24 protein-coding genes, 1 pseudogene and 1 riboswitch are annotated in these 22803 nt (G+C 47.4%); of the genes and pseudogenes, 11 read left to right on the top strand and 14 right to left on the bottom strand.

Going from position 1 to position 22803, the window contains the following annotated elements; translation table 11 throughout:
- Positions 1 to 7: 7 nt before the first annotated feature.
- The 12 genes from E1963_RS01935 to E1963_RS01875 all read right to left on the bottom strand — a co-directional run bounded on the left by E1963_RS01935 (position 8) and on the right by E1963_RS01875 (position 14535).
- Positions 8 to 1687, bottom strand: coding sequence for a formate--tetrahydrofolate ligase (locus tag E1963_RS01935; protein WP_132274599.1), 1680 nt, complete (start codon positions 1685 to 1687; stop codon positions 8 to 10).
- A gap of 72 nt (positions 1688 to 1759) precedes the next feature.
- A complete protein-coding gene (lpdA, locus tag E1963_RS01930) occupies positions 1760 to 3169 on the bottom strand; it encodes a dihydrolipoyl dehydrogenase (RefSeq protein ID WP_132274596.1) in 1410 nt (469 codons plus the stop codon).
- Positions 3170 to 3182: 13 nt separating this feature from the next.
- Positions 3183 to 4181: a lipoate--protein ligase gene (locus tag E1963_RS01925; protein WP_132274593.1), complete on the bottom strand. Its 999-nt coding sequence runs from the start codon at positions 4179 to 4181 to the stop codon at positions 3183 to 3185.
- A 15-nt stretch (positions 4182 to 4196) separates the two neighbouring features.
- Positions 4197 to 5627, bottom strand: coding sequence for an aminomethyl-transferring glycine dehydrogenase subunit GcvPB (gene gcvPB, locus E1963_RS01920; RefSeq protein WP_132274590.1), 1431 nt, complete (start codon positions 5625 to 5627; stop codon positions 4197 to 4199).
- Positions 5628 to 6941 (bottom strand): aminomethyl-transferring glycine dehydrogenase subunit GcvPA, encoded by a 1314-nt coding sequence (gcvPA, locus tag E1963_RS01915; protein ID WP_132274587.1) that lies wholly within the window; start codon positions 6939 to 6941, stop codon positions 5628 to 5630. It abuts the gene before it with no gap.
- 12 nt (positions 6942 to 6953) lie between these two features.
- On the bottom strand, positions 6954 to 7334 hold the full coding sequence (gcvH, locus tag E1963_RS01910) for a glycine cleavage system protein GcvH (RefSeq protein ID WP_132274585.1): 381 nt from the start codon (positions 7332 to 7334) through the stop codon (positions 6954 to 6956).
- Between the two features lie 42 nt (positions 7335 to 7376).
- Positions 7377 to 8465 (bottom strand): glycine cleavage system aminomethyltransferase GcvT, encoded by a 1089-nt coding sequence (gene gcvT / locus E1963_RS01905; protein ID WP_132274582.1) that lies wholly within the window; start codon positions 8463 to 8465, stop codon positions 7377 to 7379.
- A gap of 148 nt (positions 8466 to 8613) precedes the next feature.
- Positions 8614 to 8703, bottom strand: a riboswitch (glycine riboswitch).
- A gap of 118 nt (positions 8704 to 8821) precedes the next feature.
- Positions 8822 to 11611, bottom strand: coding sequence for an ABC transporter permease (locus E1963_RS01900; protein ID WP_243117530.1), 2790 nt, complete (start codon positions 11609 to 11611; stop codon positions 8822 to 8824).
- Entirely contained in the window at positions 11608 to 12288 is a 681-nt protein-coding gene (locus tag E1963_RS01895) for an ABC transporter ATP-binding protein (RefSeq protein WP_132274577.1), read from the bottom strand. The genes E1963_RS01900 and E1963_RS01895 overlap by 4 nt, the downstream gene beginning before the upstream one ends.
- A 57-nt stretch (positions 12289 to 12345) precedes the next feature.
- Complete coding sequence (locus E1963_RS01890) at positions 12346 to 13266, bottom strand: sensor histidine kinase (protein ID WP_132274574.1); 921 nt, start codon at positions 13264 to 13266, stop codon at positions 12346 to 12348.
- A 39-nt stretch (positions 13267 to 13305) separates the two neighbouring features.
- Entirely contained in the window at positions 13306 to 13974 is a 669-nt protein-coding gene (locus E1963_RS01885) for a response regulator transcription factor (RefSeq protein WP_132275315.1), read from the bottom strand.
- A gap of 333 nt (positions 13975 to 14307) precedes the next feature.
- Positions 14308 to 14535 (bottom strand): transposase, encoded by a 228-nt coding sequence (locus E1963_RS01875; RefSeq protein WP_330570651.1) that lies wholly within the window; start codon positions 14533 to 14535, stop codon positions 14308 to 14310.
- Positions 14536 to 14866: 331 nt separating this feature from the next.
- Between E1963_RS01875 and E1963_RS01870 the strand changes: the two genes are divergently transcribed.
- The 10 genes and pseudogenes from E1963_RS01870 to E1963_RS01825 all read left to right on the top strand — a co-directional run bounded on the left by E1963_RS01870 (position 14867) and on the right by E1963_RS01825 (position 21388).
- On the top strand, positions 14867 to 15151 hold the full coding sequence (locus E1963_RS01870; RefSeq protein ID WP_132274570.1) for an autorepressor SdpR family transcription factor: 285 nt from the start codon (positions 14867 to 14869) through the stop codon (positions 15149 to 15151).
- Positions 15141 to 15761, top strand: a complete 621-nt coding sequence (locus E1963_RS01865) for an SdpI family protein (RefSeq protein ID WP_243117529.1) — start codon at positions 15141 to 15143, stop codon at positions 15759 to 15761. The genes E1963_RS01870 and E1963_RS01865 overlap by 11 nt, the downstream gene beginning before the upstream one ends.
- The gene (locus tag E1963_RS01860; RefSeq protein WP_132274568.1) at positions 15758 to 16054 is read left to right on the top strand and encodes a DUF1648 domain-containing protein; all 297 of its coding nucleotides are present in this window, start codon (positions 15758 to 15760) and stop codon (positions 16052 to 16054) included. Before E1963_RS01865 ends, E1963_RS01860 begins: the two co-directional genes overlap by 4 nt.
- Before the next feature lie 116 nt (positions 16055 to 16170).
- Positions 16171 to 16881, top strand: a complete 711-nt coding sequence (locus E1963_RS01855; RefSeq protein ID WP_132274565.1) for an ABC transporter ATP-binding protein — start codon at positions 16171 to 16173, stop codon at positions 16879 to 16881.
- A 32-nt stretch (positions 16882 to 16913) separates the two neighbouring features.
- Positions 16914 to 18458: a hypothetical protein gene (locus E1963_RS01850; RefSeq protein WP_167482088.1), complete on the top strand. Its 1545-nt coding sequence runs from the start codon at positions 16914 to 16916 to the stop codon at positions 18456 to 18458.
- A gap of 162 nt (positions 18459 to 18620) precedes the next feature.
- Complete coding sequence (locus E1963_RS01845) at positions 18621 to 18956, top strand: GntR family transcriptional regulator (RefSeq protein ID WP_132274559.1); 336 nt, start codon at positions 18621 to 18623, stop codon at positions 18954 to 18956.
- 170 nt (positions 18957 to 19126) lie between these two features.
- Positions 19127 to 19315 carry a cysteine-rich KTR domain-containing protein gene (locus E1963_RS01840; protein WP_132274556.1) on the top strand — a complete coding sequence of 63 codons (189 nt, stop codon included), beginning with the start codon at positions 19127 to 19129 and terminating at the stop codon, positions 19313 to 19315.
- A 148-nt stretch (positions 19316 to 19463) separates the two neighbouring features.
- Complete coding sequence (tnpA, locus tag E1963_RS01835) at positions 19464 to 19742, top strand: IS66 family insertion sequence element accessory protein TnpA (RefSeq protein ID WP_132274553.1); 279 nt, start codon at positions 19464 to 19466, stop codon at positions 19740 to 19742.
- Positions 19736 to 20077 (top strand): IS66 family insertion sequence element accessory protein TnpB, encoded by a 342-nt coding sequence (gene tnpB / locus E1963_RS01830; protein ID WP_132273927.1) that lies wholly within the window; start codon positions 19736 to 19738, stop codon positions 20075 to 20077. Before tnpA ends, tnpB begins: the two co-directional genes overlap by 7 nt.
- 143 nt (positions 20078 to 20220) lie before the next feature.
- Positions 20221 to 21388, top strand: a pseudogene (locus E1963_RS01825) (IS66 family transposase).
- Between the two features lie 71 nt (positions 21389 to 21459).
- Here the strand turns inward: E1963_RS01825 and E1963_RS01820 are convergent.
- Positions 21460 to 21597: a hypothetical protein gene (locus tag E1963_RS01820; RefSeq protein ID WP_330570650.1), complete on the bottom strand. Its 138-nt coding sequence runs from the start codon at positions 21595 to 21597 to the stop codon at positions 21460 to 21462.
- A 19-nt stretch (positions 21598 to 21616) separates the two neighbouring features.
- Entirely contained in the window at positions 21617 to 22201 is a 585-nt protein-coding gene (locus tag E1963_RS01815) for a LysE family transporter (protein ID WP_132274550.1), read from the bottom strand.
- Positions 22202 to 22503: 302 nt separating this feature from the next.
- On the opposite strand from E1963_RS01815, the gene E1963_RS01810 reads away from it, so the two are divergent.
- Positions 22504 to 22803: IS110 family transposase (locus E1963_RS01810; RefSeq protein ID WP_132274547.1), on the top strand; the 300-nt coding region annotated here is incomplete at its 3' end.

Genomic DNA, 22803 nt, shown 5'->3' with positions numbered 1-22803 from the left:
CTCCTCCTTAGAACAGCCCGGATATCACGCCGTCCTCATCCACATCTATCTTCTCCGCAGACGGCACCTTCGGAAGCCCCGGCATCTTCATGATATCGCCTGTCAGCGCCACGAGGAAGCCGGCCCCTGCAGATGCGGCTATGTCCCGTATCGTAATACGGAAGCCTTCCGGCCTGCCGAGCTTTTTCGGGTCATCGGTCAGAGAGTACTGGTTCTTTGCCATGCATACGGGAAGATTGCCAAGTCCGATGCTTTCCAGGTTCCTGATTTCTCTTAATGCCTTAGGCGTGTAGTCTACACCGTCCGCTCCATATACTTTACCGGTTATGGCCTCAATCTTATCCTGTATGGACGCTTCTGTATCGTATACGAACCGCATCGTGCTCTCCCCTTCGCAGAGACGGATCACTTCCTCCGCCAGTTCCCGGCCGCCGGCACCGCCGCCAGCCCACACATCGGACAATGCCACGTGGACGCCGAGCTCCCGGCATTTTTCCCGTACAAGGTCCAGCTCCCGCTGGGTGTCCGTCGGGAACTTGTTGATTGCTACTACGGCAGGCAGGCCGTATACTTTTGTTATATTCTCAATATGCTTCAGCAGGTTCGGAATGCCCTTCGTAAGCGCATCCAGATTCTCCTCCTGCAAGTCCGCTTTCGCCACTCCCCCGTTGTATTTCAAAGCTTTGATGGTCGCCACAAGGATTACGGCATTCGGGCGGAGGCCTGACATCCTGCATTTGATATCCACGAACTTCTCCGCCCCCAGGTCTGCACCGAACCCTGCTTCCGTCACCATGTAATCTGCCAGCTTCATGCCCATCTTCGTGGCGATGACGCTGTTGCATCCGTGTGCGATGTTGGCGAACGGACCGCCGTGGATAAATGCCGGCGTCCCTTCCAGCGTCTGGACGAGATTCGGCTTCAGGGCATCTTTCAGGAGCGCCGCGACAGCTCCCTGTGCATTCAGGTCGCCTGCCGTCACAGGCTTTCCTGTCCTGGAATATGCAACGATGATTCTGGCTACCCTCTCCTTCAGGTCCGTGATATCCTTCGCAAGGCAGAATACCGCCATAATCTCAGAAGCGACCGTAATGTCAAAGCCGTCCTGCCGCGTCACCCCGTCCGCTTTTGACCCGAGCCCGTCCACGATGCTTCTGAGCTGGCGGTCGTTCATGTCCACGCATCTTCTCCACGTCACTTTGTTCGTGTCGATATCCAGCGCGTTGCCCTGATGGATATGGTTATCCAGCATGGCGGCTATGAGATTATTGGCAGCCCCGATTGCGTGCAGGTCTCCGGTAAAGTGGAGATTGATATCTTCCATCGGCACGACCTGTGCATAGCCGCCTCCCGCCGCACCGCCTTTGACTCCGAATACCGGTCCAAGCGACGGTTCCCTTAAAGCGACCATCGTCTTTCTGCCAAGACGGTTCATGGCGTCTGCCACGCCGATGGTGGTCGTCGTCTTTCCTTCTCCTGCCGGAGTCGGATTGATTGCCGTCACGAGCACCAGCTTTGCGTCCGGACGGTCCGCCAGTTCATCCGTGTAATAGCGATAGTCGATCTTAGCCTTATATCTCCCGTAGTTCTCTATATATCTGTCCGGAATCCCAATAGAGGCAGCAATATCATTGATTCTTTTCATCTTTGCATCCTGGGCAATTTCAATATCACTTTTATATCCCATCTTTCTATCCCTTACATCTTCTGGCAGATGTATTTTCCTTTCTATAATATGCTTTACCGAATATGAACTGTCCTATCGCCTCCGCGGGACGACGTGGATGGCTTCTCCAAATACTTCCTCCAGAGCCTCGCCGGCCCCTTCATTGTAAGTCGGATGTGCACGCATCCCTTTCAGGAGCTGCTCCACGGTCAGCCTGTTGGCAATGGCCGTCGTGAATTCACCTATCATATCCGTGGCTCTCGCACACATCATATGAGCGCCTAAGATAACTCCTGTATGAGCCTCTGCAACTACTTTGATAAAGCCCCGTTCCTCCTTTGTGATGAGAGACTTCCCGTTGGCGCTCATGATGAATTTGCCCGTCTTGGTCTCACACCCTTTTTCTCTGGCCTCTTCCTCCGTCATGCCGACCGACGCGATTTCCGGTTCCGTGTATACGCAGCCGGGGATTACGCCCAGATCCACGGACGGGCTCCTACCGGCTATGATATCCGCCACATACATCCCCTGTGCTGCGGCTGCATGGGCGAGCTGCGTGCCCTTTATCAGATCGCCCACCGCATAGACGCCGTCCATGTCTGTGCAGAACCTGTCATCCACAACGATCCTTCCTCTATCCAGGCGGATACCCGTACCCTCTTCCAGGAGAGTGTCCGTATCCGGACAGCGGCCGGCCGCACACAGCACATACCGGGCGGAACTTCTCACTTCCTGCCCCTTTTCTTCAAACGTGCACACGAGGTGCTCTCCCTCTTTCTCGATACGCTTTACCGATGCTCCTGTGTGGATATCCAGTCCCCGTTTTTTCATGATCATCTTCAGATTCTGGGATATCTCCTTATCCATGTTCGGCACAAGGCGCGGCAGCGCCTCCACGACGGCAGCCTTGCTGCCAAGGGCGAGATACACGGTCGCAAATTCCATGCTGATAACACCGCCCCCTATTATGAGCAGGCTATCTGGCACTTCCGCAAGCTTTAACAGCCCATCGCTCGTCAACACCCCTTCCAGGTCCATTCCAGGGATGGGCGGCAGCATGGGTTTCGACCCTGCCGCCAGCAGCACATGCCGGGCCCCATAGACATGTTCTGTCCCACTTGCGTCTATGACCCTGACTTCCCGGTTTCCCGTAAGCGTCCCTTTTCCATATATCACCGTCACCTTATTGGCCTTGAGGAGCTGTTCTACCCCTTTGCAGAGCTGATCCGTCGTCTCTTCCTTGTAGGCCAGGATCTTACCGTAATCATAGGCGACCCCGGAAGCAGACACCCCGAACGTCCCGCCCGAAAGCATCTCCTGATACAGGGAGGACGCGTGAATCATAGCCTTCGCCGGGATGCAGCCCCGGTTCAGGCAAGTCCCGCCTACCCGGCCGGCCTCTACGACCGCTGTCTTAAGCCCGTTCTTCGCCGCTCTGATTGCAGCTGTATATCCTCCCGGTCCCGCGCCGATTATAATCAGATCAAATGTATCTTCTGCCATATCAAGCCTCCTATTAAAATTCTGCCGCTGACAGCCATGTGATGATATCCGCCAGCATCGCTTCTTCCTGCGCGTCATCAGACCAGAAGAGCCCGAGCTGCGCGCACACGGCGGTACGCCTGTATTCCAGGTTCTTCATATATTCCGGCAGCGCAAGCATGAAGCCGGGCTTCATGGAATCCGACCAGACCGCCGCATCTGCTATCCTGCCGTTCTTCACCTTGAACTGCAGCGTCAGATTCCCCCACGGAAACCGGTGGGAGAGCTCATGCTCGAATTCCATCCTGCGCCCATAGGTCCAGTCCCAGGAAGCATATTTCTGCTTTGCCGCCTCCAGCTTCGCGCCTTCAAATTCCCTTTGCCTGCGAATCCCGCACTTTCTTCCGTATACTTCCTCAAAGGCCTGGCGCAGCGACTCTTTCAGCATGCCGATGGTCAGTTCCGGGCAGAACTGCTTCAGATTGACGACTCTTGACTTTACTGATTCCACACCCTTCGACTTCAGCTTCTCCTTTGACACGGTCAGGTATTTTGTCAATTCCCCGATATTGACATCCACCATCAGCGTGCCGTGATGATAGCAGCAGGACCCCTGCTCATAGAACGCATTGCCGGAGAACTTCTTACCCTGCGCCAGTATATCATTGCGCCCGGACTTCTCCGCCTCTATGCCAAGCTTTTGCACTGCCCGCACGATGACCTCCAGCTGTCTGTCCAGGTCATAATTATCTTTTCTCACAAGAAAAGTGAAGTTCAGGTTGCCCAGGTCATGATATACCGCGCCGCCGCCGGACAGGCGGCGCACAAGATATCCGCCGTCGTCCTTAAGCCTGCTGGCAAGGCATTCCTTCCAGGCATTCTGGTTCCGTCCGATGACGACCGTATTGGCATTCTGCCAGAGATACAGGATACATTCATCGGCGGCGCAGCTTAAGAGAAGCTGCTCTTCCAGTGCCAGATTCTTCCGGGGGTCTGTCTGCTCTGCCTCTATGTATGTGATTCGTTCCACCATATATCCGCATTCTCCCTATGCTTCAAAGTGATAACGAAGGACCGGATGTCTGGCGGCTCCCACCTCATCGAGCCGTGACACCGGCGTAGTAACCGGCGCGTCGTGCAGACGCTGTACGTCATCCTCCGCTTCATGATACAGCTTGCAAAATACCTCTATCGCCCTGTCCAGCGTCTCTTTCGATTCTGTCTCGGTGGGCTCCGCCATCAGTGCCTCCTTGACAATGAGCGGGAAGTACATGGTAGGCGGATGGATGCCGTTGTCAAGAAGCCCTTTGGCGATATCTGTCGCTGCTGCCCCGGTCTTCTTTTTCAAGTCCTCGAGGCTCATGACAAATTCGTGCATACATGCTTCGTCATAGGCCATCGTATACAGGCCTTTTAACTGATGCATCATGTAGTTCGCATTCAATACCGCATTCTGGCTTGCCTCCCGGATTCCATCCCTACCAAGTGTCAGCATATAAGCCAGGGCCCGTACGACGACGAGGAAATTCCCGTAGAAGCTCTTCATCTCACCGATGCTCTGCTCCGGCCTGACAAAGGACAGCCGTTCTTTTCCGTCCACAAGTACGGAAGGAAGGAACGGGGCGAGAAATTCCTTGCAGCCTACCGGACCGCTTCCCGGCCCTCCTCCACCGTGGGGGGTGGAAAATGTCTTGTGCAGGTTCAGATGGATGACGTCAAATCCCATATCCCCCGGCCTTACCATACCCATCACCGCATTCAGGTTGGCCCCGTCATAATAGTTCAGGCCGCCGCAGCTATGGATAATCTCTGTAATCTCCAGTATATTCTTGTCAAACAGGCCTACCGTATTCGGATTAGTCAGCATCAGGCCTGCTATGTTGTCCCCTGCCGCCTCCTTAAGCTTCGCGATATCCACGCATCCGTCCGGGCCGGAAGGCACGCTCACGACAGAATAGCCGGCCATAGCGGCGCTTGCCGGATTCGTGCCATGTGCCGAATCGGGAACGATGATCTTCGTGCGATTCTTGTCCCCTCTGCTCTCATGGTATGCCTTGATCAGCAGAAGGCCTGTAAATTCTCCGTGCGAGCCAGCCGCAGGCTGCATCGTCATACGGTCCATCCTTGTAATCTCACAGAGGTACTCTTCCGCAGTCCGGATGACTTCAAGACATCCCTGTACCGTATGTTCCGGCTGCAGCGGATGAACCTCTGTAAAGCCCGGCAGATCAGCCATGTCATTGTTGATCTTCGGGTTGTACTTCATCGTACAGGAGCCGAGCGGATAAAATCCATCGTTGACCCCGTGGGATTTCTTCGCCAGCTCCGTGTAATGCCTGCTCAGATCATTTTCCGATATCTCCGGCAGATGCAGCGCCATCTTCCGCCTGTCTTTTTCTGCAGGTTCCACTGCCGGCACGTCACATGCCGGAAGCAGATCCATGCCTCTGCCCGGTCTGCTTTTTTCAAATATAAGCATCTACTGCACCTCCTTCAGAATACGGACCACCCTATCGATTTCCTCTTTTGCGTTCATCTCTGTACAGCACCAGAGTATCTTTCCGTCCGCAAGCGGATAACCTCCAAGAATCCCTTCCTTTTCCAATGCTTCCAGTACTCTGTCCACCGGCACGTTTGAGCTCGTGACAAATTCATGGAAGAACTCTGCCTTGTTCAGAGTCTTATAGCCGATCGCGTCAAGCTCTGCTGCCATATAATGCGCCTTAGACATGCACTGCCGCGCAGCCTTCTGTATGCCTTCCTTCCCCATCGCCGCCAGATATACGCCCACTCCGAGCGCACAGAGCGCCTGATTGGAACAGATGTTGCTGGACGCCTTCTCCCGCCGGATATGCTGCTCTCTCGCCTGGAGCGTCAGCACATACCCTGTCTTTCCGTCAGAATCTTTCGTCTCGCCAACGATGCGGCCCGGGAGTTTCCTTGTCATCTCTTCTACGCAGGTCATAAAGCCAAGGTACGGTCCGCCGAAGCCAAGCATAAGCCCGAGCGGCTGGCCTTCTCCAACTGCCACATCGGCACCGTACTCCCTCGGCGTCTTCAGTACGCCTAGCGATATAGGGTTCACGCCCATGACATATCTGGCACCCGCGCGGTGGGCAATCTCGCCGGCCTTCGCAGCATCTTCCAGATTGCCGTAATAATTCGGATGCTGGATATAGACGCAGGCTGTCTGTGCGTCAACATGCTCTTCCAGCCAGGACAGGTCTGTTACGCCGCCTGCCTCCGGTATCACTTCCAGCTCCATCTCGTTGCCGAAACAATAGGTCCTGACCGTCTCCAGTACATACGGCGGCGCCGCTGCCGATATGAAGGCCCTCTTCCGTTTCCTATCCCGGCACATGGCGACCCCTTCCGCCGCGGCTGACGCTCCGTCATAGACAGAAGCGTTGGAGGCATCCATACCGGTCAGGTCACAGATCATCGTCTGATATTCGTAGATCGACTGGAGGATCCCCTGGCTGATCTCAGCCTGGTACGGTGTGTAGGCTGTCATCAGGTTCTCTTTTGAAGTGACGCTTTTCACGATGGCCGGTATAAAATGGCGGTATGCCCCGGCCCCTCTGAAAACGCTAGGAAATACCGTGTTTTTTGCAGCCATCTGCTGCATCCTCCTTCGGACCTCCAGTTCGGACATGCCTTCGGGCAGATCCAGAGCACCCTTTACTTTTACTTCATCCGGAATGTGGATGAACAGATCCTCCATTGAAGAGAAGCCAATTTCAGCCAGCATGGCCTTCTGCTCTTCTCTGGTGTTTGGAACGTATGAGCCCATAGGAACACCTCCTTACTCTTTCTCGCTCTCGACAAATGCTTCATACTCTTTCGCTGATAATAATTCTTCCTTTTCAGACACGTCCTTCACTTTAACGAACCATGCCTCGTAGGGTGATTCGTTGATACGTTCCGGGGCGTCCAGCAGCTCTTCATTGACCTCGCTCACAACGCCGGATACCGGCGCGTATACGTCCGAGACTGCCTTGACGGATTCCACGTCTGCAAAAGGCTCTCCCACCGTTATCTCATCCCCCTCCTCCGGGAGGTTGACAAACACAAGGTCGCCAAGCTCAGACTGTGCATAGTCTGTCAGGCCTATCACGAACGCTCCGTCTTCTTCTTTTACCCATTCATGTGATTTGGTATACAATACTCCTTGCTCTAATTTCATAACTATCCATTCCTTTCTTATTCTGTTTGTCCTGTCATCTTTCTACTTGCTTCTTTTATAAAAGGGAAGTGCCGTAACCTCTGCCTCCACCATACGGCCCCTCACTTCTGCTGCAACCTTTGTGCCCGGTTCCGTATATTCTGCCTCTACAAGCGCCATGGCCACGGGGTAGCCAAGATATGGACAGTGCGTGCCGGACGTCGTATGTCCGATTACGTTATCGCCCACATATACATCCTGGTGCTCCCGGATGATTCCCCGTCCGGTCACTTTAAGCCCTACACGCTTTCTCTTTGGCTCTCCTTGCTCCTCCATGGCTTTCTTGCCGATAAAGTCTTCCTTGGCCATCTTGACTGCGAATGTAAGCCCCGTCTCAAGCGGCGTCACCTCTTCGTCCATCTCATGTCCGTAGAGCGGCATGGCTGCCTCCATGCGCAGCGTGTCCCTGGCCCCTAGCCCGCAAGGAATCAGTCCGTCTTCCTTTCCGGTTTCCAGCAGAAGATTCCACATCTGCTCTGCTTTCCCACTGTCCAGATACAATTCCACTCCATCTTCCCCGGTATATCCCGTCCTTGATATGATGCAGGGAATCCCGCCCGCTTCCGCCTCGAACACCGCATGGTAATACTTCTGCGGAATACACGCTTCCTCCGTAATCCTGCGGAGGATATCCATGGCCTTTGGCCCCTGGAGCGCAAGCTGCGCATAGTGGTCGGAGACATCGGTGAACGAAACCTCGCCGGACTGGTGTGCCACCATCCATTTATAATCCTTATCTTTGTTTGCGGCATTGACTACGATAAAGTAGCGGTCTTTCCCTTCTTTGTAGACGATCAGGTCGTCTACCGTCCCGCCATTCTCATTGCACATCGGACTGTACCTCGCCTGCCCGTTTGCCATCCCTTCAAAGTTGTTCGTAAGCAGCATCTGCAGATTGGAAAGTGCATCCCTGCCCTCGCACAGTATCTCTCCCATGTGGGAGACATCGAACAGCCCTGCCTGCGTCCGCACTGCCATGTGCTCTTTCATCACCCCGGTGCCATACTGCACGGGAAGTATGTATCCGGCAAACGGGACCATCTTCCCGCCTGCCTCCACATGCGCTTCGTAAAGCGGCGTCTTTCGCTCCATATCCCTACCTCCTTCATAGTCTGTATCGATTGTCTTTTACAAGTTCATACCGGCGACGGGCCGCTCGGCTGCCTCCTTTGATGATGCAAAAAGGGGCAAATATAAATATCACGCTGATATCCATACTCGCCCCTGTCATCCAGAGTATCGTCCGAACTTAATTCCTTTGCCTGAGAGTTTCGGTCATCCCTTTCCCCTTCGGCGCTATCACACAGATAGACTCTCTTAAATCCATCACCCGATATATAAAACTACTTTGATTATAACGGGCTTTGAATTATCTGTCAATAATTGTTTTTTTATTAACATTTTGCTCAATTGATTTATATTTCACATAATTGTCTTTATGTTGTCAATCAGGTCATCTGCGCCATCCGCTGCGTCAGCCCTGTCTTCTCTATCCTTTTATAGACGATTGTGGGCACTGAGACACAGATGCAAGCAAGTATGAAGATCATAACTGCATACAGAACCCGCGGATAGGTAAATGTAAAGTATGCAAGCCTGGCCTTCATATACATGCATACAAGACCAAGTATGCCGCTGCCTGCCGTAAGCATAAGCCCTGCCGTCAGAAGGCAGTAATACAGGCCTTCTGCCATGAGCATCCGTTTAAGCTGCCTGTGCGTCATCCCCATGCCTTCCAATAGCGCCAGCTCCCTCTGTCTCGACCATATGCCTGTCACCATGACATTCAGGTAATTCATAAGTCCGGCGAATACTAGTATCATGCTGAGCGTGCCCAGTATCAGCCGGCTCCCCTGCATATATCTTTGGGCCTCCGAGAGCAGGCCGGACTTGCTGAGGACCAGGAGCCCTGCCTCTTCTCCCCGTCTGATGTTCTCCCTGCCTGCTATCTGCTGAATCGCTTCCCCTGCGGAGCGCTCCTTGTCTTTCTCCACGCTCAGCTCCAGAAAGAAGGTCTTCTTCGTAATCCCGAGCTTTTCAAACCCGTCCTCGCTGATGACAAAATAGTCGATGCGGGGGCCGTGCCACGTCCGCTTAAGTTCCGGGAACCCCTCCGCCTTCGTGTCCATATAGCCGCACAGCGTCATCGGCTCAGACTTTTCCGTCTTTACCTCTCCCATCTCTTCCAGCTCCTGCACGGAGGCATCCATCCGCCTGTCACGTTCTTCTTTGGACCATAACCTGGAAAATACGACAGGTTCCCCGACACTTTCCACGGCCTGCTTTTCCTTGGCCGGTGAGAGGATATGGTCGTGCAGGTACAGTACGCCGGTGCCATTTTCCAGACTCTCCATATCGGCCGCCGAGCCGCTCTTCCTGGCATATTCCTTCAGTTCTTCTATCTCTTTCCTGTCCAGAATCTGTATCGTGCAGCTTCCTGCCGCTTCGATAAGGTCTATGACCGTGCCGATGCTGTCATCGTAATTCTCATCTGTCTCCGCCTCTTTGTCCCTCACCAGCGGACGGACGCCTTTTTTAGTATACCTCGGATACATGTATCCGCCGATAGCCGCGTATGATTTCTTCTTATCCACCCCGTCCACGGCCAGCAGCCGTTCTGTTACTTCCTCGCTTAACGGCGAGAACGTATCGTAATCGTTGTCTGTCAGAAGGGCAAAGTTATCCCCTTCCGTCTCCAATGGGTCCTCCTGGGGATTCCTGCCTTTATATTCCTCTCCATATCCCTGCGACTTTCCCCATGGACCGAATGCGCCGGACACGAGGAAGTCCGGCCTGCTTTCTATCGCATGGCGGTAATCTGTCCCCGCTGCAATTACGGCGGCTCCCAGAGCCACCTCCAGCCCGAGGAACAAGGACAGTACCGTACGCAGGAATCTTCCACGGTGGCGGAACAGATTCTGCCACGCCATGTGGCACACCTCCCGTTCCGGCGACCTCCTTCTCCTGCCAGCCGTGCCTTTCTTTGGCTGCCGCCTTGTCTTCTTCTGCCCTGTTCCGGTATAGTGCAGCGCCTCTACGCAAGAACGGCTGACTGCACGGCAGATCGTCTCTGCCGCAGCGCCTATAGCCATAAAGCCTGTGAAGATTACGGCAAGGGCAACCAGCTCAGGGTGAAGCACCTTCAGCCCTGCTGCCCCTCCGTACCGGAACAGGTACTGTCTGCCGAGTATCCGGGGAATCACGGCTGACAGAATCACTACGGATAAGATTATGCCCGTGGGAATCCCCATACATAATATGCGCCATATCTGCCCGAAGTAGATGCGGCGGACCTGCTTTTCTGTCGTGCCGATCGTATTCAGAAGGCCGATCTGCCGGATATCCTTTGCCATGGATATGTGCATGACGTTATGTATGAGGAAAAAGATGCTTGCAAGCACGAGCGCTGCTCCGGCTGACGCAAGACCGTATCCTCCCATAAACCGGTTCACAGCAGCATAGGTGTATGTATTGCCCCCTGTAAACCTCTGAGACGTGCTGTCCATTTTGATGTCTTCATAGAGCCTTTCTTCCGTCCTCCGCCCGTCCATGCTGTCTTTCTGCCGGATGAGAAGGGAATCCGGCTTTCCGATACTGCCGCCCCACTCCTTCAGCTTCTCTTCTGATATGTATCCCTTTGCCATATGTGAGGACGGTTCCACATAATCTTCGTACCAGCCGCACAGGGTAAATGTCTCTTCTTCTGTCCGAAACAGCCCTATTTCTACCGTAAGCCGGACTTTCATCCCCTTCTTGGGCTTACGGATGCCGAGATGTTCCATCGCCCGGAGCGGCAGCATAAGGTCTTGCCTGCCCTTCGGATAGTCCCCGCTTATACCTGTATATGCAGGCCTTTCCATCACTTCCCACGCCGTCTTGTCCAGACATGTCATCTCACAGAGGGGGGCGCTGTCTGGTTCTTCATATGCATATCCAGGAGTGCTGCTTCTTCCCACTTCCTTTATGTAGCTTAAGCTCTTTATCTTTTCATACTGTCCCTTCGTCGGATCTTCCAGATATGTGGCAGCCGCCGTACCGTCCTGCCGCACGGACTTCAGGTATTCTGCCTGGATCTTTCCGCGGGAAACGCCGAACACCATACAGAGTGTCACGATGCCGAGCACTACCGTACCGAATAGTATCCGGTTCCTGCCTCTGCCTGCCTTCCCGATCTTCCTTGACAGCATACGTATGACCTGGCTATTTGTGTTGGGAACATGGCCGCTGCTTCGTCTCATAGCTGTTCCTCCTGTCCCCATATCTTTCCGTCTTCGATACGGACGATCCGGTCCGCCATCTGGGCCGCTTCTTCTTCATGGGTGACGATAATGAGCGTCTGGTGGAACTGCCTGGCACATGTCTGAAAGAGTCCGATGACTTTCATGCTTGTCCGGGAATCCAGATTGCCGGTCGGCTCATCTGCCAGGATGATTGCAGGCTTGACGGACAGCGCTCTTGCGATTGCCGCCCTCTGCTGCTGACCGCCGGAGAGCATCTCCGGCATCTCGTAAAGCTTTTCCTTCAGCTTCAGCACTTCGGCAATATGGTCTATATACGCTTCGTCAACAGGCATCCCGTCCAATCTGAGCGGCAGGACGATATTCTCGTACACGTCCAATACCGGCACGAGATTGTACTGCTGGAATACAAATCCGATATTTCTTCTGCGGAAGATGGTACGTTCTTCCCTGTCCATATCCCTCAGGCTGTTCCCTCTGATCCACACCCCGCCCGCTGTCGGCTCGTCCAGCCCGCCCAACATATTCAGAAGGGTGCTCTTCCCGCTTCCGGAACTGCCGACGATAGCCAGGAACTCCCCTTCCTCAACAGTCAGGCTCACTCCATCGAGCGCACGTACCTCGTTCGCCCCATTTGTATAATACTTCCTGAGGCCTGCTGCCTTCACCATCTCCATATGCTGTCTCCTCCTCTTGCATACTGCTGTATATAAGTGCCAGTATAGAGGATAAATCTAACAAAGTTCTAACAACTGAATCTCTACTTTTACCCCCGGATCCATCCTGACTATCCTCATGAACCCTCCATGGCGGGTTACAATCTCTTTTGCGAGGTACAGGCCGATACCAAAGCCCTCCTCGGACGTGACCCGGCTGCCCCGGTAGAAACGCTGGAACACCTTGTTTTCTTCGCCTTCCGCTATGCCGATTCCGTAGTCCCGGACTTGGATGCTGCAGAACATCTCATTCTTTACCGCCGAGACTTTCACCACTCCTTTGGCCCTGCTGTACTTTACAGCATTGTCCAGTACATTGAGCAAGGCTTCGCCGAGCCAGCCGGCATCATGGGGGCATTGTATCTTCTCCGGGACTGCCGCCTCGACAGTGAGTCCTCTTTCCTGCGCCTTCCGTCCAATCTGTCCCAGAGCCCCGGATATCGTGGCGGACAAATCCGTCTCCTCCTTCCTGACCAGTATGATGTGGTGCTCCAGGCGGGACATCTTGATAAAGCTCTCCACGAGAAAATGCAGTTTCTGTTCCGCACATCTTACTGCCTCCAGATACTCCTTTGCATCTTCATCTTCTAACCCTTCTTCCAGCAGAAATTCCAGATAGGTTTCCATATTCGTAAGAGGCGTACGCATCTGATGGGCAATCTCCGTAATCAGCTGCTGTATCTGCGCGCGGCTTCTCTCCACCTCTTCCTGCCTGCCCATCGCCATCCTCTGGATTCTGGACAGCATATGCTCGATATGGGCATAGAGCGTCTCCTCACAGGCGGACACTCCTGTAACCTCCGTTCCATTCAATATGTCAGAAGCCAGCTGTGCTATCTCTTTGAGCTCCTTCTCCCGCTGTCTCCTCTGCCTGTAGTACGCAGCGCCAAATCCGGCGCACAGCCCGGCAAGACCGGCTCCCATCAGTCCCATCCACATGTGCTTTACGTCTGTCCCTTCCCATTGTACCTTGCTCTGTCATTCGCCAAACCTGTACCCCATGCCGAATACATTCTCTATGTACTTCTCTTGTCGTTCTTTTGGTTCGATCTTCTTTCTCAGCCGGTTCACCGTGACGCTGACCGTATTCTCTCCGACAAACTGTCCGTCGATGTCCCAGACATGCTCCAGCACACTGTCCTTCGTCAGGACCTGTCCCTCATTGTCCATCATAAATTCCAGAAGGCGGTACTCCTTTGGCGTGAGATGGACTTCCTCCTCTCCAACCCAGACCTTCTTCTTTCCCGGATGCAGCCTTAATCCGCGGCAGGAAAGCACTCTCTCCCGTCCGCCGGACCGCCGCGTCACCGCCTCAATCCGTCTGATGAGCACTTTCATCGGAAACGGCTTTACCACATAATCATCCGCCCCTGCGTCAAAGGCCGCCAGCATATCTTCCTCTTCATCCCTTGCCGTCAGGAAGATGGCCGGTACTTTCCTTCCCTTTGAGATGTCTTTAAAAAGACCTATCCCGCTGCCGTCCGGCAGGCCGATATCCAGTATGAGCAGCCCTGTCCTTTCGTCCGCGGCAAGCGCTCTTGCCTCCTTACAGGTATAGGCCTGCAGCGTCTCATATCCTTCTTTTCTCAGGGCAATATCCAGCGCCTTGTTCAGCAGCCTGTCATCTTCTATGATTCCTATCGTCATTCTCATATCCTTACTCTTTCAACACTCTACTCTTATGTTACGATTTTTGACAATATTATATCATATGGCCACTTATATAGCTATCACATTCTAAAAACGATGGATGAAACCGTGCCCGGACAGATTTCCTGGCAGAACTCTATCGATTCTGTCCGTGCGGTAGAGAATGCATTGATTGTGGTACACAGGAAAAATCATAACCACCCGTCAAACGGGTGGTTTGCTCTGAGGCTATAAGCCTCTGTTACCGGCCAGCGCCTAAAGATGCTGGCTTTCACTTTGTTCAAGCCCTAACGCCTTTGACTCGTGGCTGCCCTTGAAAGGGCATTCGTACTACCGGCTACCCTTAAAAGAGTCCTCGTACTCTTTTACACTTAATTTATCCATTGCAATATCGTGATTTTCTTGCTCTTGGATATATTTCCTTATCGTTGCCTCATTGAGCCCTACTGTACTTACATAATATCCCTCTGCCCAGAAATGCCTGTTCCCAAATTTATACTTCAAATTTGCGTGCTTAGCCGCTGTCCGTTTGATTTTAGAGGGTGTTTCCTCTCTCATAATGGATATGGGCGGGAAGCCATTTTAGATGAATACCGACAAGGAAGTTTTGAAAACGAACTAGAATGTAAAGCTCTGTCCAGACGGTAACGGGAATCACTCTATCGCTAGTGCAACCTATGGCGTCTTTTCTGATAAGGACTGCACAAAACAGCTTGTGCTACATAAAGATAGTAACTGGAAGATTGTAGATTAATATTGAAGTGTCGTGGTAGTGGCTAAATATCCACTGCCACTATTTTAGAAAGCTTATTGACATTGCGATTATTGGGGAATATAATAAAGAAAAAGTCATTTAGAAAATTTTCAAAATGTAACTGTGGAGATAACTATGAGCCTACCTAATGTATTTAAAGCGTTAAGCGACCCTATTCGCAGGGATATATTGATGATGTTGAAAAAAAAAGGAGAAATGTCGGCAGGAGATATAGCTTCTGAATTTGAATTATCTAATGCGACTATCTCTTATCATTTATCACTATTAAAAAAAGCTGATTTAATATTTGAAAATAGACAGCAAAAATATATATATTACAAAATCAACGTGTCCGTATTTGAGGATATTGTCCTTTGGTGTATGCAATTTAATGAAGGAGCTGGTAAGAATGATGAGTAAAGAAAAAAGAACCCTTTTAATAACTACTGCTATATGTTTATGTTCGTTAATTACTTCTATATTGTTTTCTGCTTTTTATCCAGTATCAAAAACGGTTCAGCAAAATTCACATTCAGATATTCTTTTACTTGTTGGCATAGTTATAAATGTAATTTTAAACATAGTATTGAACTTCAAGGTATGTAAAACAATGGGGGCGAAATTTTTGGTTAAATTAGGAAAATGGATTATGCCTTTCACTTCAATTTTTTTAGTGATTGTTTCCGTTTATTCTACTATTTATCCAAATTCCTCATTTTCTAATATTGCAACTATTGTATTTGTCGGTTTGGTATTTATTGTTAGTGGAAACTATTTTCCTAAAAATCATGTAAATAAGTATATAGGTTTAAAATTTCCGTGGTTGTTAAATGATGAAGAAAGTTGGGATAAAACACATAAATTAGCCAGCTATACATGGATTTTAGCAGGAATTATTTTTATTCTTCAACTTTTTATAAGTCCTTTAAAGGCTGTGTCCATTCCATTAGTCATTATATTAGTGGGTATTTTACCACTTATATATTCTTTAATGTTAATTTATAAAAACAAAAGGAGACAAAGAGAATGAAAAAACATATTATGATTGGAAGCTTGATTTGTGTTGCAACGGTATTGATTTTTTTAGTATTTTGGGGGAAATTACCTAGTGATGTCCCTATTCATTTTGATAGTAATGGGAATGCAAATTCTGTGCTTCCAAAGGCAGTTGTTGTATTTGGAACACCTGCAATATGTGCAATATTAAATATTCTTTCTGGTTTTGCGTTGATGAAAAAGAACGAAGACAGAACATTTATGTACTATTTAATTCCTGTCATTTCTATCATTGTGGCAGTGGTAATATTGGTTTTAGCATTATAAAGATACTTAAAAACAGTATGAATGTAATGATTATGAGGAATGGAACTTTATTTTTTTGCTTCTCATTTAGAATTTTTTCTAAATGATAAGCAACAGAAAGGAGAAATTTTAGTAATATGCTTGAAATAAAAAATTTAACTATAATATATCCGAATGGGAAAAAAGCTGTATCTGATTTAAACATAACGATTGCAGATGGCGATTTATATGGTTTTATTGGGAAAAATGGTGCTGGAAAAACTACTACATTAAAAGCGTGCCTTACCATTCACGACTATAATACCGGCGACATTCTTTTAAATGGTGTTTCTATTAAATCAGCTCCAACGGAATGTAAAAAGCGAATGGCGTATGTTCCAGATACACCTATCCTTGACCCGAATTTAACTGGATTGCAGTATTTGAATTTTATATGTGATATTTATAATGTGTCTGAGGAAAAGCGGAAACAAAAAATACCTGCTCTTTCAAAGCAGTTAGGAATGAATGAAAAATTAAATGATTTAATTTCTTCCTATTCTCATGGAATGAAGCAGAAAATCAGTTTAATCGGAGCATTTATTCATGAACCTAAACTGCTTATACTGGACGAGCCTTTTGTCGGACTAGACCCCGAAGCATTCATACAATTAAAAGCATTGATGAAAGCATTGTGTGCGTCTGGTGGTTCTGTACTATTTTCAAGCCATATCTTAGATGTTGTGGAAAAAACCTGTAATAAAATTGCAATTATAAGAAATGGAGAGCTTATTAGAAGCGGAGAAACACAAGAAATTTTAGAAAATCGTGATTTAGAAAATGTTTTTATGGAGTTGAATGGAAAATGAGAATTTTTTATTCATTAACGAAAAGGCAAATTTTGACAATAACCAAATTTAATAAATTTCTTCATGGAAATTCAAAGGAAAAGAAAGTCTTTTGTTATATTTTTTTTGCTGTTGCTTTAACGGTTATGATACTTTCTTTCTATTGGTTTAGAATGGTCTTTCAGATTTGTATGACCTTTCAATCTTCTCAAGAAATTTTAAGTTATTTACTAAAGCCTTTCGTTGCAGCAAGTGTGTTTATGACTTTTTTATCTGCACTTATGAAAGGCAGTGGAATTTTATATTTAGATAAAAGTATTGATCTGCTGTTTTCATATCCTATCAAAACAAAAACGATAGTTTTATCCAAATTGACCTTAGTATATTTATGGAATGTTTGTATATCTGTTGCCTTGTTAATTATTCCGTTGTTACGTTATGGTTCATTACAAAAGGAAAGAGTAATGTTCTGGATGATTGATTTTTTACAGGTATTACTTATACCCATGATACCGACGCTTGTAGGTGTGCTTTTAGGGAATATTTTATATAGACGATTAGGAAATCTTTTTCAATTAAGTTCTTATTCAAAAAGTATATTGTATTTATTATTATTTACGGCTTTCTTTGCATTTATGCTTTTTTTCTTCGGCAATGTTGATTTCAACGCTTTATATAAAGGGATTATTGTTAAATTTGATTTTTTGAATAGAACAGAGAAAGGAATACTTTTTTCTCATAACTATAATTCAAATATTTTTTCTGTAATGTCAATTTTGGCAGGAATGATACTGACAGCGTATGTTATACGAACCTATAAAAGCAATTGTGCAAAAGTGCAGTTGTACTCTGAAAAGAGAAAACGCATTAAAATACGGTGTAAAAGGCATACGAAATTATCTTCTCTATTCCGTAGAGAATTGAAAAGGTATTTTTCAATGCCTGTATATATGCTAAACACTATGCTCGGGATTGTTTCTCTTATTTTATTGACACTTTATTCATGCCTTAAAACAGAAAGCGTTATTATGTATTTAAAGTTAATTAGAATGTCTTTCAAGGTTGAAAATACTTCTATACTGCTTGTATTTGCTGTTAGTCTGCTGATAATTTTATCAAATGTTACTTATGCCAGTATTTCTATTGAGGGAAAGCAGAGGGAACTTTTAAAATCTTATCCTATATCAATTAAGGAACTCTTACTTGCAAAATATTTATTTCATCTTTCCTTAACAGTTCCCGTGATTTTTATATGTGCAATTTTGCTTGGCATAATATTTCGTATGAATGTATCGGAATGCTGTTTGCTTTTCTTTTTGCCTGCTGTATTTTCAGCATTTGTAGGAGCATTAGGATTATTTATAAATTTGATTTTTCCGAATTACGAATGGGAAAATGTCACCTATATTATGAAGCAAAGTATATCGACAATTATTACTATTCTTTTAAGTGTTTTAATAGTTGGCGGTGCATTGTGGGTAACAATACAATTTTTTTACACACAGATATTATTTGCTTCGTATATTTTAGTTTTCCTGTTTGCATTGCTAACAGTACTAATCGGAATTTTATTGAGAAAAGCAAGTAAAACATTCTGATTTTATTATTTAGGATTTTTATGAATGAGAATGAACTAACTTATTGTTTTAAGGCTCTATCATGTGAAACCAGAAGAAAAATCATTTACCTTTTAAAAAACAAATGCGCATGTGGTTTCAATTTCTGAATGATACAGAAAATGTCAAAGAGAAAGGGGTAAAATGAACACTTCAAAATATTTAGAAATTGCAGAACTGATTAGAATGGATATATTTGTAAAATATACAAAAGCGAACCAACTAATTCCCAGTATCAGAAGTTACGCTAAAATTTATAATGTCAACCCGAATACGGTATCACGTGCTTTTCATTTATTAGAAGCAGATAATATCATTTATTCATGTAGAACAAGAGGTTATTATGTTTCAGAAAACATACAAGAGAAAAAAGAAGAATGTGGCAAAAAGTACGCAAAGCATTTGCTGAGCGCCCTTCAAAGGTTAGGATATTCTGATACAGAGATTGAAAACATGATAGAAGAAATTATAAAAAGGTAATGAAGTTATTTTGGGGATTGCCATAATTATAAGTGTGTTGCTATTGGCAATATACATAAATCATAAAATCCACCTTAGCAGAGAGTCAGAATTGTTACCCCTCTCGGAAAAATAGTTCAAGTCGATGGGAATATTAAATAAATGAAGAAATAAAAAAGGAAGTGGAAAGAGTGATAAAGAATAAATGGATATTATGTCCTGTATGCGGTAGTAAAACTCGTGACAGAATTAGAGGAGATACCGTTTTGAAAAACTATCCGCTCTACTGTCCGAAGTGTAAACAGGAAACATTGATTGAAGTATCAAATTTAAAGATAACAGTCATCAAAGAGCCAGACGCACAGCCGCAGAGCCTATGAACAAGTGAGCAATCACAGTTCATTGGCACTGTTTCATTTCATAAGTAAGCGCCAAATATTCCTGCAGATTTCCTAATCCAAAGATTTCCCGTATAATTGTAGTCGAAAGATATTTAGACTATTTCACTACAATTACGGAGGATAGGTTATGGCTAGTACTCGCAAAGCCCGTGTTCCGATGAGGGAACAGATCCGGCTTATCAATGAATGCCGCCAGAGCGGCATGACAGATGCTGACTGGTGCCGTGAGAACGACATTGCAGTAAGCACCTTTTATAACTGGGTCAGCCGGTGCCGGAAAGCGGCAGCGGATCAGGTCCCACCACCGAATTACGGACATCTTGATGTCCCCCGCCCGAAACAGGACGTGGTCCCTATTGACATTGTCCCGGACTGTATTCCGGAACTCCAGGAGCTCTCATGTTAGGTGACATTTCCGGGCTCGAGAAGATCTACATTGTCTGCGGCTATACTGATATGCGGAAATCCATTGACGGACTCTGCGCGGTTATCGAAGACCAGCTTAAGATGGATCCATCGTCCAGTACTCTCTTCCTTTTCTGTGGAAGAAGACGGGACAGGATCAAAGCCTTGTTCCGGGAACCTGACGGCTTCGTTCTGATCTATAAGCGGTTGTCTGTCCGCGGCGGCTATCAATGGCCCAGGAAGCAGTCTGAGGTACGGGATCTATCCTGGAGGGAGTTCGACTGGCTGATGTCGGGGATCGATATTGGCCAGCCAAAAGCCCTCAAGGCAGAGTAAAAAACCATCAGGATTTCAGCAAAAATCCTGCACAGAAAAATCCTGAAATCCCCTGTAAATTCGGCGTTTTTCAGGAGCCATTCTTCTTTAGCAAAAGCCCCGTTTCTGGTATAATAAAGGTATCAAATCCGAGGAGGGAAACGATGGCTTCCAGTGCGAAAGATATCCAGCTCAGAGAGCTGAAAGATACAGTATCACAACTAAAAACAATGATATCTGAACAGACTGAGCTGATCAAATCCCTCCGTCTTATTATTGACAAAAAATCCAGTCACGAGAAAGCACTCCAGGAACAGGTGGACTATCTTGCCAAAAAGCTTTTCGGCTCTTCCAGCGAAAGAAGATCCGATGATATTCCGGGACAACAGAATCTCTTCGATGAAGCGGAAGTGGAACAGGATCCATCCCTGCTGGAAAGGCCCTGCCTCGGCTTCTGCCGTTGCATGGACCATGTATCAGAAGTATGCCAATGGGCTTCCCCTTTACCGGCAGGAGAAAGACTGGAAACAGTATGGTGCCCAGATCAGCCGCACCACTCTTGCCAACTGGATCATCTACTGTTCGCAGAACTATTTTCAGCCAATGTATGATTACTTTCATCGGGAGCTTCTGAAACGAGAGTTTGCGATGGCAGATGAAACAAGAGTCCAGGTGCTGAATGAGGAAGGACGCAGGGCCCAGACCCAGTCATTCATGTGGCTGTTCCGCAGCGGCGAGGACGGGCTTCCGGCGATCATCCTGTATGGCTATTCCCCGACCAGAAGCGGCAGCCATGCAAAGGAGTTTCTGGAAGGCTACCATGGATAGGGAGTCCAGTACTGCAACCGTTTATTCGCCATTGAGGACTCCATTAACCAAAAATATCCCGGTGATTTTGAAAAAAGGAAACAGCTGCGTCTCGAGAAGGAAAAACCTGTTCTGGAGGCTTTCTGGTCGTGGCTTGAGCAGCAGAGGCCGGTCCGGAATACACGGATGGATAAAGCGGTGAATTACGTTCTCAACCGGCGTGATACAGCAGAGACCTATCTGGAAGACGGGCGCTGCAGTTTTACCAACAATCTCAGCGAGAATGCGATTCGTCCATTCGCAGTTGGTCGTAAGAACTGGCTGTTCAGCAGTTCCGTTGACGGAGCGAATGCCAGCGCAGTGGTCTACACAATGGTTGAGATGGCAAAGGCACATGGGCTGAATATTTACGGATATCTTAAATTTCTGCTGGAGCACCGGCCAGATAAAGAGATGACCGATGAACAGCTGGCGGATCTGGCACCCTGGAGTGAAAAACTCCAATCTATCAAAAATCGCATGTGAATTATAGTGAATTACTCCAACTCGCAAAAGGTTGGAGTAATTTTAAATTTTACCGCGGTATTATTTGGCGGTTACGTTTCTCCAAACACTGCTGCAACTTCTTCTGTAGAATCATAAACATATGTAGTACTTTGCACAATCGGCATAACTCTTGGTTCTGAATTTTTAGGCTGATACCCTGCATGTAAGCATTTCGTTTCATCTTTCATATAAATCCTCCTGAACTATTTATTTCAACATGCTATATACACACTCTAATAAGGTCAGGGCAAGAATTATGTTTATTACCCTATAATGCTTTTGATATGTCTTTTGTATCAGCACTCCCAAACCAACCCATGTGAGTGTCGCAACTGTTCCGATTGTTGCAATCATAAGTACAAACAGCAGTAAAACCCATAAGGAAGTGCTGTAATCCGTGACATATCCTGTCAATGCAGTAATTCCAAATAAATATATTTTTACATTGACAAACTGTAACAAAAAGCCTTTTATAAATGATGCCGATTTTTCGACAGTGCCTGTAGCTGGTTTACTTAACGCAATATGGACTGTCAGCCATAAAATATAAGCAGCTCCTATATATTTCATAATACCAAGTGCATTCGGTAAAAAGGTACTTACCCCAAATACAAAAACTGCACATATAATCTGTACCACATAGTAGCCTGCAAAAATCCCCCTAAAAAGTGGTTTTCCTTTTTTATATCCATAGTTCGTTACTGTATTCAGCGCCAGAATGTTACCCGGTCCCGGCGTAAAAGCGTTGATAACAGAATAGATAAAAAAATTACCTAATACATAACCCGGCATTTTTTGCCTCCTTGTATAATGTATTTAGGTTGTTCAAGGGATACCTATAAACCCTTAGACCTACTTCTTTACATCTCCAGTCTGATAGGAGATAATTGTTTTATTAGATTGAGGGGATGATCGTTGCCTCCTTGGGCGTTTCTGCCCGTACTTGAAAGACTGATCCCTCTCTCTAATAAGCATTCCGCGTATGAGTTGGATGTTGGTTGCCCCATGGCTTCTCTCCGTATTTAGCACAAGGTAGTGGCGCTTATTAGATGAGTGGTCTCCCAATCTGAAATCTTTCTGTTGAGGTGTTCTGTATGTTGTTTGTTGGTATTGATATTGGTAAAAATAATCATGTTGCTTCCATGATGGATGAAAACGGTAAAGTTGTATTTAAAGCATTCTCTTTCCCTAATACGACTGATGGCGGGAATGCCCTGTTTTCCAAACTTTCCTCTTATTCTTCTAATCCTTCCGATTTTGAAATTGGTATGGAGGCTACAGGCCATTATTGGCTTTCTGTTTATTCCTTCCTCTTTGAGAAAGGATTTCTTCTCCATGTCATCAATCCTATTCAAACCGATGGCTGGCGCAAGGGTACTGAAATCCGTAAGCGG

Source organism: Extibacter muris (genome assembly GCF_004345005.1).
Taxonomy (GTDB): domain Bacteria; phylum Bacillota; class Clostridia; order Lachnospirales; family Lachnospiraceae; genus Extibacter; species Extibacter muris.
Note: the sequence above shows the minus strand (reverse complement) of the source record. Positions and strands in the feature narration are given on the sequence as shown.